The 19,597-nt window shown below is 42.6% G+C and carries 15 protein-coding genes; 9 read left to right on the top strand and 6 right to left on the bottom strand.

What is annotated here, in order from left to right; all coding sequences use genetic code 11:
- Positions 1-11: 11 nt before the first annotated feature.
- Entirely contained in the window at positions 12-467 is a 456-nt protein-coding gene (locus tag JOC94_RS06190; protein ID WP_077113152.1) for an N-acetyltransferase, read from the bottom strand.
- 173 nt (positions 468-640) lie between these two features.
- Between JOC94_RS06190 and argJ the strand changes: the two genes are divergently transcribed.
- Entirely contained in the window at positions 641-1,798 is a 1,158-nt protein-coding gene (argJ, locus tag JOC94_RS06185) for a bifunctional glutamate N-acetyltransferase/amino-acid acetyltransferase ArgJ (RefSeq protein ID WP_077113151.1), read from the top strand.
- A gap of 505 nt (positions 1,799-2,303) precedes the next feature.
- Here argJ and JOC94_RS06180 read toward each other — a convergent pair.
- The 4 genes from JOC94_RS06180 to JOC94_RS06165 all read right to left on the bottom strand — a co-directional run bounded on the left by JOC94_RS06180 (position 2,304) and on the right by JOC94_RS06165 (position 5,429).
- Positions 2,304-3,026 carry an amino acid ABC transporter permease gene (locus JOC94_RS06180; RefSeq protein WP_205178876.1) on the bottom strand — a complete coding sequence of 241 codons (723 nt, stop codon included), beginning with the start codon at positions 3,024-3,026 and terminating at the stop codon, positions 2,304-2,306.
- Between the two features lie 14 nt (positions 3,027-3,040).
- Complete coding sequence (locus JOC94_RS06175; protein WP_139345696.1) at positions 3,041-3,739, bottom strand: amino acid ABC transporter permease; 699 nt, start codon at positions 3,737-3,739, stop codon at positions 3,041-3,043.
- A gap of 77 nt (positions 3,740-3,816) precedes the next feature.
- Positions 3,817-4,665 (bottom strand): transporter substrate-binding domain-containing protein, encoded by an 849-nt coding sequence (locus JOC94_RS06170; RefSeq protein ID WP_077113148.1) that lies wholly within the window; start codon positions 4,663-4,665, stop codon positions 3,817-3,819.
- 11 nt (positions 4,666-4,676) lie between these two features.
- Entirely contained in the window at positions 4,677-5,429 is a 753-nt protein-coding gene (locus tag JOC94_RS06165; RefSeq protein WP_077113193.1) for an amino acid ABC transporter ATP-binding protein, read from the bottom strand.
- Positions 5,430-5,616: 187 nt separating this feature from the next.
- Between JOC94_RS06165 and JOC94_RS06160 the strand changes: the two genes are divergently transcribed.
- Both JOC94_RS06160 and JOC94_RS06155 read left to right on the top strand, forming a co-directional pair.
- The gene (locus JOC94_RS06160; RefSeq protein WP_077113147.1) at positions 5,617-6,774 is read left to right on the top strand and encodes an acyl-CoA dehydrogenase family protein; all 1,158 of its coding nucleotides are present in this window, start codon (positions 5,617-5,619) and stop codon (positions 6,772-6,774) included.
- 333 nt (positions 6,775-7,107) lie between these two features.
- The gene (locus JOC94_RS06155; RefSeq protein WP_077113146.1) at positions 7,108-7,344 is read left to right on the top strand and encodes a hypothetical protein; all 237 of its coding nucleotides are present in this window, start codon (positions 7,108-7,110) and stop codon (positions 7,342-7,344) included.
- 426 nt (positions 7,345-7,770) lie between these two features.
- Here the strand turns inward: JOC94_RS06155 and JOC94_RS06150 are convergent, their stop codons facing one another.
- A complete protein-coding gene (locus tag JOC94_RS06150; protein WP_321189690.1) occupies positions 7,771-9,177 on the bottom strand; it encodes a sigma-54 interaction domain-containing protein in 1,407 nt (468 codons plus the stop codon).
- 321 nt (positions 9,178-9,498) lie between these two features.
- On the opposite strand from JOC94_RS06150, the gene JOC94_RS06145 reads away from it, so the two are divergent.
- From JOC94_RS06145 to JOC94_RS06120, 6 genes are all read left to right on the top strand, one after another.
- Positions 9,499-10,755, top strand: coding sequence for a M20 family metallo-hydrolase (locus tag JOC94_RS06145; RefSeq protein WP_077113144.1), 1,257 nt, complete (start codon positions 9,499-9,501; stop codon positions 10,753-10,755).
- A 31-nt stretch (positions 10,756-10,786) separates the two neighbouring features.
- Positions 10,787-12,391: an amidohydrolase gene (locus tag JOC94_RS06140; protein ID WP_077113143.1), complete on the top strand. Its 1,605-nt coding sequence runs from the start codon at positions 10,787-10,789 to the stop codon at positions 12,389-12,391.
- 29 nt (positions 12,392-12,420) lie between these two features.
- Entirely contained in the window at positions 12,421-13,863 is a 1,443-nt protein-coding gene (locus JOC94_RS06135) for a sodium:solute symporter family protein (RefSeq protein ID WP_077113142.1), read from the top strand.
- A 1,067-nt stretch (positions 13,864-14,930) separates the two neighbouring features.
- Complete coding sequence (locus JOC94_RS06130) at positions 14,931-16,562, top strand: amidohydrolase (RefSeq protein WP_077113141.1); 1,632 nt, start codon at positions 14,931-14,933, stop codon at positions 16,560-16,562.
- A 74-nt stretch (positions 16,563-16,636) separates the two neighbouring features.
- A complete protein-coding gene (locus JOC94_RS06125) occupies positions 16,637-17,992 on the top strand; it encodes an APC family permease (RefSeq protein ID WP_077113140.1) in 1,356 nt (451 codons plus the stop codon).
- A gap of 248 nt (positions 17,993-18,240) precedes the next feature.
- The gene (locus JOC94_RS06120; protein WP_077113139.1) at positions 18,241-19,566 is read left to right on the top strand and encodes an aminotransferase family protein; all 1,326 of its coding nucleotides are present in this window, start codon (positions 18,241-18,243) and stop codon (positions 19,564-19,566) included.
- The last annotated feature ends 31 nt before the right edge of the window (positions 19,567-19,597 follow it).

The raw sequence follows: 19,597 nt of genomic DNA, 5'->3' as shown, positions 1-19,597 counted from the left end.
TTTGAACAATATCACAAATGGATGGCCATGGCTACTTCATCGCATGCCGGAAATTTTGGACAATGAATGCAATCGGTCCAAACCTTTTGGGGCATCTCCGTTTTTTCGATGATTGTAAAACCGCATTTTTCAAAAAAGACAACTTGATATGTCAATGATATCAACTTTGAGATACCAATATTTTTCGTTTCTTCTATAATTTTCTCGACAAGCATCTTTCCTATTCCACGGCCTTGTGCTTTTTCGGAAACAGCAAGTGATCGAATTTCCGCAAGGTCTTGACCTAGAATGGCCAGGCAGGCAACACCAAGCACCTCTCCACCCTCACTTGCCACAAAAATAGACTGGATGTTGATGACGAGCGATTCGCGCGTCCTTGGCAGCAGTAATTCTTCTTTAGCATATTTATTCACCAAATCATGTACTTGATCAATATCTTTCAAAGTTGCTTTGCGGATTTCGATCATTGATTATCACCTTTTTATTTAATATATAACTTATCTTACTGAACGACAGGTGAAAGTCAATACATTTATTCATATTTATGCACATTTTTAAATAATTATTCAAAAATCCCTTTCTTTCAGGTCTGTCCATTGTATAATATAAATAAAAACAGATAAGGCAGGAGATGATTCTAATGGACAATCCACTTACCTTCCCGAAAGGATTTCTATCTTGCGCAAAAAATGTGGGCATTAAAGATGAAACACTTGATTTCACCGTCATATACTCCGAAGTCCGCGCGGCGGCGGCTGCGATGTTTACCCAAAATCAATTTTGCGGAGCACCTGTCGTTGTAGGCAAAGAACATATCAAAAATGGTTATTTGCAAGCATTTGTCATTAACAGCAAAAACGCCAATGTAGCGACCGGGCAACAAGGCATCGTAGATGTCCACCATATCATTGATACTCTGGCGGAGGAGCTTGCCGTCAATCCGGAAGACATTTTACCATCTTCCACCGGTGTGATCGGAGTCCCTCTACCTGTCAAAAACATATTGGCAGGGATTCCCGGCTTGAAACAGGAGTTAACAAAAGGGGCACTACAGAAATCAGCCGAAGCCATCATGACGACAGACACCTTCCCAAAATACCGTAAAGAGCAAGTGGGCAATGCCACTGTATGCGCGATCGCCAAAGGGTCCGGCATGATTGAACCGAACATGGCGACTATGCTCAGTTATATTGTGACAGATGCCGAAATTGCTCCTGAACATTTACAAAAAATATTAAAAAGAGCGGTGAATGTATCGTTCAATATGGTTTCAGTTGATGGGGATACGAGCACGAGCGATACGGTGGCGATCATGGCCAATGGCCTGGCAGGCCCGGTCGATCTTGATGAATTTGAACAAGCATTGACCGCTATGCTCATCAGCCTGGCCAAAGACTTGGCCCGTGACGGGGAAGGAGCAACTAAGCTTGTAGAGGTGAACGTGTCAGGGGCCAACAGTGAATCCGAAGCTAAGAGAATGGTCAAGGGTATCATTAATTCTCCCCTTGTCAAAACAGCCATCTTTGGAGCCGACCCGAACTGGGGCAGGATTATTTCAACGATTGGAAATGCGGATTTCACTATTGATCCGGCCAAAGTATCCGTTTCATTTGGTGATCTCATTGTATTTAAGGATGGAGAACCGACAGCGCCCAACCAGGAGGAGTTGGCGAAGTACTTAAAAGGAAACGACATCGGGATTTTCGTTTCTCTCGGTCAAGGCCCAGGGAACGCCACCGGTTGGGGATGTGACTTATCCTATGATTATGTGCGCATTAATGGAGAATATACTACGTAAAAAGAGACGCCTAAAAAACCTCTAACATCAATCAGTCGGAAGAAAACAAAGTGCTTCCCACCGACTGTTTTTTTAGTTGGGGGGATCTCCTTTCTGACGCAGGCCCTCATTTATGGGAAGTTGCGGACCAGTGCCACTTAGGTTTTTTACGCCACGAAACAATAATTGAATAATGAAGAAACCCAAAACAGATGAAGCGTCTTTTCCGATTGTCGATGTAAACCGAGATCGTGCTGATCCTCTGTCTTCGTCTGGATCATCTTGCTGTGCGCCGTCCAGAACGCGGGAATTTCAAATTGCACCGACTTTCCCGGCCCCTCTATATTGATCGCAGAAGGCTGTTCGACTTGGAAAAAAAAGAGCACGCCTATCGTCTAGCCGAACAGGCATTGTGCGCGAAAATCGGTACAGGGTGCAATCCATTTCGCTTCTGGATCAGGCTTCACTTCTATTAAAAACGATGAGATAGGAAAAGGCCCCATCCGTTTCCCTTTCGAAAAAGTCTTCACGCCAATTTTGCATCCCAATGAGATTCGTGGCGGCGCATTCTTTTTTCAAGCTTCGCGAAAACAACCTCAAAAAACAGGCAGATGACCCAATAAATAATGGATGCCACTACATACATTTCCAGAAATCGATAACCGTCATTAGCAATAATTTTAGCAAGCGCCATGATCTCCACGACTTTAACGGCAAAGGCAAGCGACGTCGCCTTCATCAAACTAATAAATGTATTGCCTAAATTGGGAAGCGCGACTAGAAACGCTTGGGGCAGTATAATCCTCCGCAAGCCTTGTGCCGTTGTCATGCCAACAGAATAGGCCGCTTCCATTTGTCCAACATTCAGCGCATTGATGGCAGAACGGAAAATTTCCGCCTGATACGCCGCCGTATGAAGCGTATAGTTGATAAACGCATAAATAAGCGGTGAAATACCTTGGGCATCCATGTTCAGGCCGAACTTCGCATTCAAGTAATCTATGAGAACGGGAACACCGTAAAAAAACACATACAGCTGAACCAAGAGCGGCGTGCCTCTTATAAAGGAAATGTACAAAATAAGAAAACGATGTAACACCGGAACTCGATAAATTCTGCATAAAGCGATCAACAAGCCAAAAATCGAGCCAAACACCATAGCGACAACCGCAATCGACAGCATGACAGGAACACCCTTCAATACGTCCGGAACATGTTCCAAAGCAAATTCCAAATTAATGATAGACATTCATATCACTACCTTTATTCAGATAAGCTAACCCGCCCTTTTTTAAACAGTTTTTCCATAAAACCAATCACGCTTTCAATCAAGATGCACGTTCCCCAATACACGAGGGAAATGACGACATAGATTTGAAACATTCCCATGCCATGGTTGTTTCCCAATATGATGCGCACTTGCCCCATAATATCGATAATGCCAATCGTAAAAGCGAGTGACGTATCTTTCAGGAGCTCGATGATGTTATTTCCGAGGTTCGGCAACGAAATGACAAACGCCTGCGGCAAAACAATCCTTGTTAAAGCCTGGGAATAGCTCATTCCGACACTGTAAGCAGCTTCCAATTGGTCCTCTCCGACAGCAAGATACGCGGACCTGAAAACTTCCGACAAGTAAGCGGCCGTATGAAAAGAAAAGGCCATCACAAGAAAGACAAGCCGGTCCCAACTATTAATATCGATATGGAAAGCAAGCAGTAATTGCGGCAGGCCAAAATAGACGAGAAAAAGCTGTACGAGCAGCGGCGTGCACCTTGTGAAAGATAAATAAAAGGTAGCCAACTGATACAACATCGGCTTTTTCTGAATACGGATGACCGCGATTACCAACCCGAGAATGATGGAAAAAAACAAAGAAAGGCCGAGCATCAGGAGTGTGAGCGGCAATTTCTCCAATACTTTGACAAATAAATCAAGCCAGCCTGCAAACCCCGAATTCATATTCATTCACCACCTGAAAGACGCTATGATCATGAAAGTCCGCGCCGGGCGGCACCGGGCGGCCCAACACGGAAACATTATGGTTCAAAATGAAATCCTTCTTCATTCATGTAATCAAGATCTTTAAAGAAATCTACGCCAAACCATTTTTCGGCCAGCTTGGACAATACGCCGTCTTCCCGCAATTCAACCGTGGCTTCATCTATCTTTTTGGCAAGCTCTGTATGGTCCTTATGGTATACCGTCCATATCGGTTCTTTTGATATAATGCCGGCCACTTTCAAGTCAAGATCCAGCTCTTTTTGAATTTCATTGAACGTTGTGACGTTCATAAACATCGCGTCGGCCTTGCCTTTATCAACAAGTTTGAGATTTTCCGCATTGGAAGGAGCATCCATGCTTTCAATCGTTAATGGACGGTCCTTATGTTGTTCGTTATAAGCGTTTAAAATAGTGCGAAGACCTCCGCTTGGAGACATCGGCGGGAATTTTTTCCCCACCATATCATCCAATGTTTTAATATCATCTCGATCTTTTTTTGTAACGAGCGCTGTCAATGAATAGCCAAATTCATGCTCCGGATACAGAAACTTTTCTCCCCTTTCCGGATTTTTAAAGAACCAGTTAATGGCAAAGTCATATTTTCCCGTATCAACGCCAACCAAATTGGATTCTTCCTCTCCCCACACATATTCAAAGGTATATTCCGGAAGCTTTTTTTCTATTTCTTTCATATAATCCATGTCATATCCAATCGGATTGTTATTTTCATCGGCATACAGAAACGGAGGATTCACTTCATCACTAATCGCTACCTTCACCACTTGTTTACCATCTGTTTTTTCTGAATCTGCTGAACTTTGCGAGCAGCCCCCCATAAAAGCAAAGAGCGTGAATAAAGCGGCTCCCAGTAAAACTTTCTTCATTCCCTTTCCCCCTAGATTGCGTAATCTTCTTCTCTGACTAATCTCTTTAAAAATTGCTTTGTCCGATCATGTTTTGGGCGAACAAGAATTTCCTCCGGCACGCCTTCTTCGACGATCTGGCCTTCGTCCATAAAAACGACACGGGTCGCCACCTCGCGAGCAAATTCTATTTCATGGGTCACAACAACCATGGTAATCCCATCACGCGCAATTTTTTTAATGATGGACAGAACTTCCCCAACCATTTCCGGGTCAAGCGCAGATGTTGGTTCATCAAATAAAATAACGGACGGATTGAGGGCCAATGCCCTTGCTATACCAACGCGCTGCTGCTGCCCGCCGGAAAGCCGCGACGGGTACTCATCCATTTTTTCTGCAAGGCCCACCTGCTCAAGCAACGAGATCCCAATCTCCCTTGCTTCCTGTTTGGATACTTTTTTGGCCACAATCAGACCTTCTGTTACATTTTCCAAAACGGTCTTATTTTTAAACAGATTGTAATGTTGAAAAACCATCGCTGTTTTTCTTCTCAGCGCCAATATATCCCGTTTGGAAGGATGATTTCCCTTCACTGTAAAACCGTCTATGGTAACTGTGCCTTCATCCGGGCGCTCCAAGTAATTCATACATCTTAATAACGTTGTCTTTCCGGAACCGCTCGGGCCGATGATGACCAGCACATCCCCCTTTTGGACTTTCAAGTCCACCCCTTTTAATACTTCATTCTTTTTGTAGCGTTTGGTGATATTTTCCAGTTCAATCATAACCATCCCTGCACTTTTCGAATAGTATATAAAAGACGTTAACATAATTATTCTTACCTGTAAAGTAAGGATTAACCTGAATGCCTTGACGCTCCTAGTAAACTCAGATATATTTAAGCCTATAAAACAAATAGGAATTCTTCATTTATCATATATATGACATATAAAAATCCGGGGTGAGTATGACTTGAAACAAATATTTATCAAAACCAATACGCAAAAGAAATGGCTGCAAACATTAAGCGAAGAAGGTACAGAATTCAGCACTCGTTCAGCCGATACCGATGAACAGAGTAAATTTCCAAAAGAAAATATCGATGTGCTAGTGAATCTTGGTTATACAAGTTTGCCACTTCCGCAAACATACGGAGGAAAAGGCATCGGCATTTATGACATGGTGCTATTCCAAGAAACAATCGCAAGCAGCGATGCCGCAACAGGACTTTCGATTGGTTGGCATATGGGCGTAACAGGTGAGCTTTATGAAAAAAAATTATGGGATGACAGCAAATTGGCATTTTTTGCGGAAGAAGTGCTGAATGGCGCTCTCGTTAACAGGGCTGTCAGCGAAGCCCAAACAGGCAGTCCGACAAGAGGCGGCCGGCCCGGTACAACAGCCGTGAAAAAAGGGGGAAAATGGGAGATATCGGGCCGAAAAACATTTACGACCATGTCCCCGGCTTTAACTTATTTTCTCACTTCTGCGTGGATTGAGGAAAAACAAGCCATCGGGTTTTTCCTCCTTCATAAAGAATCGGAAGGTTTATCCATTGAGGAAACATGGGACGTGATCTCAATGAGAGGGACGGAAAGCCATGATTTAGTGCTCGATCGTGTCACCGTAGATGACTCCATGCTGATGGAAATCAACGAGGGCCCAAGAGGAAACAAAGTAAACGGATGGATTTTACACATCCCGGCCTGCTATCTTGGCATTGCGCAGGCTGCCCGCGACTTCGCCCTCCGTTTCGCGCTGGAGTATTCCCCGAACAGTATTGAGGGAACGATCAGTGAACTTCCCAATGTGCAGCGCCTGCTTGGGGAGATGGACTTGGAGCTAACCAGGTGCCGGCACTTTATATACAACGTGGCGGAAGCATATGATGATGAAGCGCGGAGACCATACATGACAAACGAACTTGGCGCAGTCAAATATACCATTACGAATTCGGCCATTGACATTGTTGATAAAGCGATGCGTATCGTCGGCGCCAAGAGCCTCCAGCGCCAGAACCCATTGCAGCGCTACTACCGCGATGTCAGGGCCGGTTTGCATAACCCGCCGATGGATGATGTCACCATACTAAAACTGGCGCAAACAGCCATCCAAAAAGGAGCGAATTGAAAGAGAGCGGCTGCATCTCCTCTTCAAGTCGATAATAATACCCCGAAAGACGAGAGGTAAGTGAAGAGTATTTTCTAATACCGAGAGTAAATATAAAAAATGGAAAGTAACTTCCGAAAAACGCAAATAAAACAAAATAGTAGAGAGTATTTTCCAAAAGGCAAGAGCAAAAATCGAAATAAGGAATAGTATTTTCATAAAGACGAGAGGGAATCTAAATAGCAGAGAGTATTTTCCAAAATTCAAGAGGAAATCGAAATAAGGAAGAGCATTTTCATTGCGACGAGAGGGAATCTAAATAGTAGAGAGTATTTTCCAAAAAGCGGATAGTAAATGAAAAAAGTCGCCGGGGATCTCAAAAAAGACGAGCATTCCCAAAGGGTGAACGGACTTGCCGTGATGAAACATCAAAGGTTTCTCAACAGCCTGGAAGCGGCCGAATCCGCTCACTTTTTAAATGAAAACCAATCATTTCTTTCAACAAGGAAATGCTCAGACACTCTTCTATTTCGTGATAAAGCAATATACTACGCAGATGTTCCAGAACCTATTCGTTATAAAACAAATTGAAGCGATTTCCGCCATGGAAGAAGGGTTTTGTGGCAATATGAAAAAGAGAGCGGCTGAATCCGCTCTCTTTTCCTCACTTTTTCTTCTCTTCTGTCTTCGTTTTTTTCGAGCCTTTGCAGTTACCGCATAGTTTGCAGCCTGATTTTGCGAGACACATCTTCTTTTTCCTCCCCAAAGAATAAATGTCCGTTGAATCAGAAAACCGGCATAAAAAAACCAGCCGTCATTTACAATGAAATGTAAATGAACGACTGGGTTATTCTGCGTGACTCCTGCGGTCTTCCCGCTGGTTGACAGATTTGGCAGTCTTCTCATTAACGATAAGAATGAAAGGCGTACTATTTTGCCGAACCTAGTAAAAGGAAGTTTCACCAGAAAGCAAATTTTGTACGTCTACCTTTATTGTACAGGCTTTCAAAAATGGTGTCAATTGTCTCTTTGCAGCTTGATGTTATATTTCTTCAGCCTTCTCATTAAAAGTGATTGTGTAATGCCCAATTGTTCCGCCGTTTTTCGGGTCGTTTTAAATTTTGCATAAGCCTTGCCGATGATATCTTTTTCCACTGATTCCAGTATATCTGTCAACGAATCCCCTTCCCCATAATGGGCGAGATGGAAAGAAGGTTCTTCCTCCTTTTTCATATGGAGCGGTAAATCTTCCAATTGAATGTAGTCGCCCGAACTGATAATGACCAGGCGTTCCATTAAATTTTCCAATTCACGAATATTCCCCGGCCATTCGTATGTTTGTAAGTTCGCAACTGCCTCGGAAGTCAGCCGGTATGACCGCTTATGCTTTTTATTGTACTTATCCAGATGAAATTGCAATAACCCCGCAATATCCTCCTCCCTCTCCCGAAGTGAAGGCACACGTATTGGTAAAACATTCAACCTGTAAAACAAATCTGAACGAAAGTTGCCTTTCTTTACTTCTTCCACTAATTCAAGATTGGTGGCAGCAATAATTCTTACATTTGCGGAATGATATGCTGTGGCGCCTACCGGAAGAAATTTCTTCTCTTGCAAAAATTGCAAAAGCTTTGCTTGAAGGTGGATGGGAAGTTCGCCAATTTCATCAAAAAACAGCGTTCCTTTATCAGCCAGCTTGATCAGGCCTGCTTTTCCCCCTTTATTCGCTCCGGTAAAAGCCCCCTTCGCATAGCCAAACAACTCTGACTCTATTAGAGATTCCGGTATCGCCCCGCAATTTATTTCAATAAACGGTTCGCTTTCCCGTTCACTTAATTCATGAATTCGCCTGGCAATTACATTTTTTCCAACACCTGTTTCGCCACTCAGCAGAACCGTCGAATCTGTGGGGGCAATTTTGTCAACCGTATTCAACATAGCTTGATAAATCGGACTGTGACTAATAAAAAAATGCGAACCCGCTAAGTTTTTCTCGTAATGTATTTTCGCAATTTCCTGGCTGTACCTTTTTAACAATGCCTGTGTTTCTTCCAGTTCGTTAGTAGTATGGACAATTTCCGTAATGTCCTTCGTCTGAGCGATGATACAATCTATTTTTCCGTCTTCATCTGTAATGGGATACCCGGTGACAATGAATCTGAGGTCTTTGCCCTCAGATGTTTGTACCGTGCTTACTAATGCTTGCTTTTCAATAACCATTTTTGTGACTGATGGCTTAAATATACCTAGTTCTTCCAGTAAGTAAACACTTTTCCCGATAAAAAACGACTTCGGTTTGTTTGAGAAATTTGCACACGCTGTATTCAGCCATAATACCTGACCTTCTCCATCAGAAATCAAAACTCCGTCAGAGAATGCATTCAGAATTTTTGTGAAATATGGATGTTTCAAAAGCTCTTGCACTTTATTCAATCCATTCACCCTCTCCATCTGTCATTAGAGTAAAAATAACAGCCCATTTTGATTTGAAAACGATTCAAAAGAGAAATTTACCGTTGTTTTTTAAGAAATAGTTGAGTCAATATCGACTCAAATCTGTATTTCTTGAGTCGCTTTTGAACAACAATTGTAAACGCAATCATCGTAATCTGTCAAAACGGGGGCGTTTTTGCTCCCATAACCAAAAAATCTTGGCACAATTATTGCTCTTAGTAAAACCCATAGAACGTGCCAATGAAACAGTATTTCATAAAATATAAAGGTGATAAGGAGGTTGGCGAAGTCATGAAACGAGATTTACAGATTCATATGGACCGCCTCATGAGAACAATTGACAAAAGTGCCGATATCGGCAAACTCCCCTGCGGGGGAATACGCCGGCTCGCGCTGACGAATGAGGATAAGAACATGCGGGATTTATATATACGCTGGTTGAAGAACATTGATTTGGAAGTTCGTGTCGATGATTTTGGCAATATTTATGGCAGGAGGGAAGGAAAAAATCCCAATGCCGCTCCGGTGTTGATTGGTTCCCATCTTGATACACAGCCCGAAGGCGGAAGATACGACGGAATACTCGGTGTGCTAGCTGGACTGGAAGTTTTAACCGTATTGAATGAAAGCGGTATACAAACAGACAGACCGATTGAACTCATCAATTTTACAAATGAAGAGGGAGCCAGATTTGAACCGCCAATTTTAGGTGCCGGTGGACTATCGGGACATTTCGATCACCAATTTGTTTACTCTCGTACAGACCGGGAAGGGAAAACCTTTTTAGATGAATTAAAACGGATCGGCTATCACGGTTCAAAAAGAAACCGCATTCAAAACGCTTATTGCTATTTGGAGCTCCATATTGAGCAAGGTCCCGTATTGGAACATAAAAATGTGGATATCGGCATCGTGACCGGCATTCAAGGAATGAATTGGCTGGAAGTGAAAATCACCGGGCAATCCGATCACGCAGGACCAACGCCGATGAACATGCGGAAGGATGCCCTGTACGCGGCTTCCAAGATGATACAAATGATTAAACAAACAGCCGTAAACTTTCATCATGAAGCTACGGCTACAGTAGGCAGGCTTTCTATTAAGCCAAACTCGATCAATTGTGTGCCCGGGGAGGTCACTTTCTCTGTCGATATCCGCCATTCGCATGACACCATCAAAGAACAATTGACCCAATTATTAATAGAAAAAATCAGCGTTTGTGCTGCCGCTGAAAAAGTTTCAGTTCAAATCGATAAAATTTGGGAAAGTTCCGCGACCCGCTTTTCCGAAAGTTTGATTAACATCATTGCCGAAAATGCCGACAAGCTTGGTTATAGCAACCAGAAAATGATCAGCGGAGCCGGGCATGACGCAAAATATATGAATCGAATAACCCCGACAGCCATGATATTTGTTCCAAGTGCTGATGGAAAAAGCCACTGCCAAGAAGAGTTTACCACGCCGCAAGAGATTGAAAAAGGTGCCAACTTGCTTTTGAAGACAGTCTATCAGTTGGCAAATCATCATACTAACGCTTCCTTCCTGTAAGAAAGCGCCACATCAAGAGGAGGTATATGAAATGTTCGCAGATGTAATCTTTTATAACGCCAACATTTACACGATGGATGAAGTCCGCCCTAACGCAACTAAAGTGGCAGTCAAGAACGGAAAAATGATTGCTTTTGACGAGAATACAAACCAGATGAAAGGTCCTTCCACAAAACTAGTAAATGTAAATGGAAAAACGGTCTTACCAGGATTTATCGAAAGTCATGCACATCCGTTACAGTACGCGGCAAAATTGCTGCAACTTGACTTGAGAGCAGAAGTAACACCCGACATTGAAAGCATTCTTCATGCAGTAAGGGAAAAAGCAAAAGTAACGCCAAAAGGAGAATGGATCCTTGGGACGGGATGGGACGACAGCAAAATAAAGGAAAAACGCTTTCCTACAATGGACGAGCTAAGTGAAGCCGCGCCAGATCATCCCGTATTCCTAAAAAGGACTTGTTCACATAATGCTGTGGCCAATAGATTGGCTTTTAAGGCGAGCGGCCTGCCTGATCTTCCTAAAGATCCTGAAGGAGGTCATTTCCATATTGATCCTAAAACCGGCAAACCAAGCGGTCTCATACAAGAAAACGCCATGCACGAGTTTTCTGTCCCTCTATTTTCTATTGAACAATTAAAAGACGCGATGATGCAGGCACAGAAACAATTTTTCCAGTGGGGAATTACGACTGTGCATGAAATGGCCGTCACTAAAAACGACATGATCGTGTACCAACAGCTTCAAAAAGAAGAAAGTTTCCGTTTGAAAGCCCGCCTTTGGCTCTGGGCAATTGATTTAATGGGCTGGACCGGTGTCCAAGATGAGGCTCTGAAACTTGGAATTGAAAGCCATTTAGGAAATGACCGCCTGAATATTCAAGGCTTAAAGTACATGCTCGATGGAAGTGTCGGCGGCAAAACAGCAGCATTGAACAGGCCTTATGAGAATGATGACAATAACAACGGCATTCTATACATGCAGCAAGACCATTTAAACAAGCTCGTATCCCAATCTATTAAAAACAATTTGCGTGTATCCATCCATGGGATTGGTGAGCGGGCAATCGAAATGGCTCTGAAGGCTATTTCAAATGCGGCCACCCCCGAAGAAAACAAGAGAATGCGCAACAGAATCGAGCATTGTACCTTACCGACAGAAGAACATTTAAAGCAAATAGCGCAATATGGAATCATTGCCGCTTCTTCCATTGGATTTATATACTCGATTGGAGACAGCTATTTGGCAAACCTTGGAAAGCAGCGGGCAGAAAAAGTATTTCCGCATGCTTCCTTTAAGAAATATGGAATTATGTCCCCGGGAAATTCAGATTTACCGGTATGTGACGGCAATCCGCTGCTTGGCGTCTATTCTGCCGTCGTCCGCAAGACGATTGGCGGTCAACAACTTGGAACAGCAGAAGCCATTTCAGTGGAAGACGCGATAAAAGCTTACACCATTGACGCCGCCTTTTCAGGCTTTGATGAAAACATAATCGGTTCACTTTCCATTGGAAAATATGCGGATTTCATCGTATTGAACCAAGACCCATTTAAAACGGATCCGGAATCACTCAAAGACATGAAAGTAACTCAAACAATTGTTGAAGGAGAAATCGTCTTTAGCGACACTTAAAAATATCCCTGAAACGAGGAGAAATCAATATGTATCATTCACAAGAACAAATGATTTTGGGTGGACTTGTCATTGTCTATTTCCTGTTTCTATTTGGAGTCTCTCTCTATATAAATCAAAAAAGTATCAAAACGTATGATGATTATAACGTAGCCGGAAGATCCGTCTCCATTTTCCCATTAATCCTGACGTTCGTCGGCACCGCTGTCGGCGGGTCCACTTTGCTCGGCTATATGGAAAATGGGTACAGGTTTGGCATGGGCCAGCATTGGCTGAACTTCGGCACCCTTTTTGCGGGTATCATTTTAATGTTTTTCTTTGTTAAAAAGATTCGCCAATATGGAGAAAAATACAATATGGTTACGATTGCCGATTTTACAACGTTGCGCTTCGGGGAAGGGGCCCGCTTTCCAACAGTCATCAGTATTTTAATTGCTTACAGTGCCATAACCGGCATGCAATTTGTTGCCATTGCGACTATTTTGAATTTGACCATCGGACTTAGCATCACAACAGGAATTATCATTAGCTGGATTATGCTGACGCTCAAAACGTACTTTGGCGGGATGAAATCCGTTATTTGGCAAGACGCCTTTCATGGAACAATCCAGACGATTGGAATTTTCACATTGTTTGTTGTTGTTATTATTGCATCTGGCGGCTGGGGAAATATGACAGAAAACGCCCTGGCAATGAATGAAAGAGCCAATTTGAGCGTCTTCAACATTTCGGCCACGCAAGTTTTCGTCTATTTATTAACGATTGGCGCCTATCAATTTGTCAGACAGGATCTATGGCAACGATTTTGGGCGGCAAAAGATTTGAAAACGACCACACGCGGCTACTGGATTTCCATCGTACTGGCATTTTTAACAGGATTTTTCGTGATTACGATTGGAGTAGCAGGCAAGTACGGCTTACAGATGGGAGACATTAATCCGACATTGAGCTACTATGAAATCATCGGGAATGTTTTCAATTTTCCAATGATTATTGTAATGATCATTGCTTTATTGGCTACCGTTATTTCTACGGCGGACTCGTTTTTCATGGCAGGGGCCTCTTCTATTGTCAACGATATTATTAAGCCGCGTCTCAAGCTTCAAAACGATAGAAAGCTTCTAGCATACAGTCGTTTATCAGTCATATTTGTTTCCCTATTTTCTTTGCTGCTCGCATTATATATTCCGCAACTCGTTAATTTGTGGGTAACGGGAACAGCGATGTTAGTTTCCTCCCTGCTGGCACCGGTCATTTTCGGGTTATTTTGGAAGGGCGCTACGAAAGCGGGCGGCACATGGGCAATGTGGATCGGGCTGTTTATTGCGGTAGGTTGGCAAGTAGCAGGACATCCATTCGGCATTCATCCCGTTTTTATTGGATTGCCGGTGTCAACCATTTTGGTAGTCGTTATTTCATTACTGACCAAATCCAACAACTCAAATGTCCATTATGAAGAAAAAGTCGTTTAATATTATAAATGTTTCATGTACCTTTCCATCAAAGATGGAAGTGTGCAGGAAACACAAAGGGACCGGGACATAACTAAATCAGCTGTTAAAAAACGAACAATAAAGTGAAACTTCATTCAGTAGGTCTTCTACTGAATGTTAGTTGAACCAATCGGGCATTTAGGTGCCGTTTTCTCACACTTAGACCTTTTGTATTCACGCAAGATTTTGAAGTGGGAGGCTTACGGCACCTTACATGCCGGATAAATTGTCCTAGGTATATACGCAAGCTTTTAGCGTAGTCAAAATATGTTGACGTAGAGATGATAGGGATTTTTTTGCTATTTAATATTTGCTTGTGTCTCAACCCCTTTAATTTGATCAAAAACACAAATCCCCGTTTTCCGATTTGCTGGACACATAAGTGTACACTTGGCACTTGCGATTCGGATTTTGTCTGGAACGGAAGAGTACCCGTTTATGCTGATGCTGGCTGGAACATTGTATCATGGGTCCATCATTGAAAAATACATGATGCCCTTTATGGATGAAAAATGATATATATTAAGCAAATCTTTTAGCCGCCTTTCCAACGAGGTGAACAATCTTCCATAAATATGTTGGACCGCGGAAATACATCCATTCTAATAGGCTTCCTTGCCATTCATGACCTCAAGCCGTTTGTAATAGACCTCTTAATGCAAGGCCATTCCCCAAAGCTCATGTACGAAATCTTCCTCTCGCTTTGCGAACATCGGCATTTTCTGAACCCCGAAGCTTGATGCGCCAATCAGCGACTCTCTCATTTAATCAATGCAAAATTGAATAGGTTATGTAAAATCGCATTATCGTATTATTCAAAGAGCAATTTTATGATTAATAGCATAAAAGATTACTTCAACCTCCTACTATAGCCGGACAACTGTTTTTTTGCGTGATCGCAAGATCTTTTTTACACAGAATGCTCGGGAAATAGGTATAAGAATAGACACGACTTAAGTAAATTTATAGTTGGCATAATAATTGCATCATAATTATATGTAAATCCCAACCACTATAAACATATCAATACTTGGGAGGAGAAAAAAATGAAAGCGGATCTGATCATACAAAGTAAAGCCGTTTTTACAGGCTTAAAAGAACATCCTGAACACCTGGCTGTCGCCATAAAGGATAATAAAATCCTTGCTGTATGTAAACCTCAGGAAGCAAACAAATACATGAGTGATGAAACGCGCCTGATTGATGCCGGGGAAAAGCTCGTTTCGCCAGGTTTTTTTGATTCACACATTCATATTATGGCCGGGAGTCTCTTTAACTACTATGCCGTTCCTTTAAATGATACGTTATCTGCCAAAGATGCTGCCGAAAAAGTGAAAGCGTATGCAGATGAACATCCTGACAGCTCGTGGATTATTGGAACCGGATGGGATTATACCGCATGGGGGGACAAGCATTTTCCCGATCGGCACATCCTTGACCAGTATATTTCTGACCGGCCTGTTTTTCTGATTCATGCAGAAGGGCATTATGGCTGGGTCAATACGAAAGCGCTTGATATCGCCAACATAAAGCCGGACACGGCCAACCCGGATTATGGAATCATTCATAAAGATGGGGATGGTCATCCAACAGGCATTTTAATTGAATCCGCGATGTCACTCGTTGGCGAATATGCCTATAACTTTTCTGATGAACAGAAAAGAAAAATGGTACAGCTTTTCTTGGACCACGCCGCAAGCTTTGGTGTGACCGCAGTGAACGACCTTTATTTGTCCCGGGCCCATGAACAGTTGGAAGGGTACGCCACTTTTAAAGAATTTGATGAAAACGATTTATTAACTGTCAGAATCCATCTATATCCACCGCTAAATGGTGATTGGGAACAAGCAAATGAATTCCGGACAACATTCACTTCACCAAAGCTGAAAATGTCCGGTTTAAAGCAATTCATTGACGGGGTTGTGACCGGCTATACCGCTTACATGCTTGATGTGTATAAAGATAAACCGGAAACAAGAGGTGAAATCGGCTTTTCCGAAGAACAGCTTCAAGAATGGGTCACAGCCGCCGATAAGGAAGGTTATCAAATTAAATTTCACACAATCGGAGATGGCGCTGTCCGGCTTGGCCTCGATCTATATGAAAATGCTCAAAAAGAAAATGGCAAGCGGGACTCACGCCACACCCTTGAACATATTGAGGTCATTGCCCCGGAAGATATACCAAGATTTAAACAATTAGGCGTGCTTCCTTCGGTCCAGCCTTACCATATGGCCTTAATGCCGAGAGAAAGCCATACAGAAAGGGTTTCAAAGGAAAAGTTCCCTTATATTTATCCGAACGCCCTCTTCTTCAAGGAAGGCCATGTCATGCCTTACAGTAGCGACTATCCGATTGTACCGCTAAATCCGATGCTGGGACTTTATCATGCAGTAACACGCAAAGATTATTCACTGGAAGATACTTGGAATGAACAGGAAAAAATTACATTGGCACAAGCTTTAAGAGCCTATACTTACGGATCTGCTTACAGCGTGTTCCGGGAACACGAAATGGGCACATTAGAAAAAGGAAAGCTTGCAGATATAGTTATTCTCGACAGGAACTTGTTTCATGTTCCGGAAAAAGAAATCCTCGATGCTAAAGTTGAAATGACAATGGTTGATGGAAAAGTAGTTTATGAAAAAAACACAAAAAAGCTTGTGAATCATCCATAAGATGCTTCCTTGTTTGAAGCCCCTTTATACAACATTTTATTCGTAACCGCTCACAAGCCAAAAGGAGGATTTGTATGCAACAAGACCAAATGAAGCGCTCCCTTACCCTTATCCCGGTTGTACTTTTCGGATTTTCATTTATGGCACTGGCGACTGTTTTCAGCACGTATGGAATAGCTGCGGAATTGTCGAACGGCATGGTATCGGGATCCTATTTATTGGCGCTCATTGTCATGCTTTTTACCGCCTATAGTTATGGTCAAATGGCGAAAGTCGTGCCATCGGCCGGCTCAGCTTACACCTACACGCAAAAGTCGATCAGCCCACACGTCGGCTTCATGGTCGGCTGGGCCGTGCTAATGGATTATTTATTCATTCCGATGGTCAACTATTTGCTGTTTGGCATCTTTTTCTCAGCGGCTTTTCCGGCCATCCCAAGCTATATTTGGATCCTGGGGATGCTTCTGCTCGTTACGCTCATCAATGCCAGAGGAATCAGGCTGGCCACCATGGCCAATGCAATGATCACGATATTTTCTCTGTTGTTTATCTTCATATTTATCGGCTTTTCCGTAAAAGAAATTGTTGGCGGAGCGGGTACGGGCACCCTTTTAAACGTGAAGCCATTTTTCAACCCGGATGAATCTTTCTCTTATATTGTTGCCGGTGCAGCCCTATTATGTTTTTCATTCCTGGGCTTTGATTCGGCAACGGCGTTTGCGGAGGAAACCGTCAATCCGAAAAAGACGATTCCCCGCGCTGTCATGTTGATCACCCTTGTAGGCGGAGCCGTTTTCATGACGGTATCTTATTTTGCATACAATGTATGGCCGGACCACACGACATTTACAGACCCGGATTCAGCATCTCATGAGATCATCACTTTTGTTGGCGGCAAATTAATGGCCACCTTATTTCTGGCCGTTTATGCGGTAACGGTTTTTGGATCGGCAATGTCTTCCCAGGCAAGTGCCTCTCGCGTGCTATTTGCCATGGGACGTGACGGACAACTTCCGAGTTTTTTTGGCAAGCTTCATCCCAAATTTAAAACACCTATCAATAATATTTTATTAATCAGCGCCATCTCCCTTCTTTCTTTAGTGTTGAGCTTGACCTTGGTGGCGTCTTTCATCAACTTTGGAGCGTTTATAGCCTTTATCTCCGTCAATATCGCGGTTATTTCTTATTACTTTATTAAAAAGAAAGAACGGTCCTTCAAAGGAACCATTCTTTACTTGATCCTTCCGGGTATTGGGGCCGTGCTTGATATATGGTTATTATTGAATTTGGACATCCATTCAAAGGTGTTGGGAAGCATCTGGTTTGCTCTCGGTTTTATTTATCTGATCTTTTTAACAAAAGGATTTAAACAAAAACCACCTGAGCTTCATTTAAGTTTGGAAAACGATTCACAAGATAGAACAGCGTAACTGTAGAAACATGAATATGGGGCGAAGCCGGGACTAATGATGGCCGGCTCCCATCCATCCCCTAAATTGGATCCAAAAATTACTTTTTTTTAACAAGAGGCAAATCAAATACTCCTTACACAAAATCTTGGAAAAAGGAAGTCAACCCCTTTCTTTTCTAAAATTAATCATATATAATCTATAGTTGTGAAGATTAATTACATAATGCCACTGGATACAGCGACATTTGGAAAAAAGGAGCGATATCAATGAGCAACAACGAAGCGTTACGACAAGAATTGGTTGAATTGGATAAAAAATATTTTATTCATCCCACTTCTTCACTTCAAGATCAACAAGAAAAAGGTCCTTCCATTATTTTCGATAAAGCAGAAGGCGTTCATGTTTATGATCTGAATGGAAAAAAATACATTGAAGGAATGGCGTCTCTTTGGAATGTTAATATTGGCTATGGACGGAAAGAATTGGCTGAAGTCGCCAAAGAGCAAATGGAAAAATGCGCTTATGTCTCTAGCTTTACCGGCTTTAGTAATGAGCCAGCCATTCGCCTTGCTGCTAAAGTAGCTGAAATGACACCTGGAGATCTCAATGGTGTTTTCTTTACGTCCGGTGGTTCTGAATCAAACGATTCGGCATATAAACTCGTACGTCATTATTGGAAAGTAAAAGGCAAACCAGAAAAAACAAAAATCATCGCTCGCAGAAGAGCGTATCATGGAGTAGCTTCCGGCTCTACAAGTGCAACAGGTATCGAATCTTTCCATGAATTCACTACTTCTCTTGCGCCAGGATTTGTTCACATCGATCCGGACGATCCAGAAGATTTCAGAAGAGCTATTCAAGAAGAAGGCGCAGATACCATTGCTGCATTTTTAACTGAGCCTATCCAAGGTGCGGGAGGCGTTAACTTCCCGAAAGAAGGATACCTCCAAGAAATTCGTAAAATCTGTGACGAGCATGACATTCTGTTCATTGCAGACGAAGTCATTAACGGATTCGGACGTACAGGAAAAATGTTTGCATGCGAACATTTCGGCATCGTTCCGGATGTACTCCTGTTAGCAAAAGGTATCTCGAGCGGATATATCCAACTGGGTGCAGTTGTTGTACGTGAGCATATCCATCAAGACTTAATCAAATACTCCAAAGGGGTATTGATGCACGGATTCACTTACAGCGGACATCCAACAGCTTGTGCCGTCGGCTTGAAAAACATCGAAATCTTAGAGTCTGAAAACATGGTTGAAAACTCCAGAGTCATGGGAGAGCTTTTAGGCAGCAAGCTAAAAGAACTTCAAAACGAAACAGATATCGTTGGTGAAGTTCGCTACCTCGGATTAATCGGCGCTATAGAAATCGTCAAAAACCAAGAAACAGGTGAACGCTTCGAAGAAAAACTTTCTGGAAAAGTTGTCGCAGAAGCAAGAGAGCGTGGACTCATCTTGAGAAATGTTACTTATTGGGAAAAAGACACAATCGTTTACTCCCCTCCACTTTGCATGACTGAACAAGACGTAAACGACTTTGTCAGCATCCTGAAAGAATCGATTCTTGACATTCAAAAGTCTTTATAATGATATATACCGAACCCCGCAGAAGATAAGT

The sequence above is a fragment of the Siminovitchia thermophila genome (assembly GCF_016909185.1).
Taxonomy (GTDB): domain Bacteria; phylum Bacillota; class Bacilli; order Bacillales; family Bacillaceae_C; genus Siminovitchia; species Siminovitchia thermophila.
This window is presented reverse-complemented; position numbering and strand designations above follow the sequence as displayed.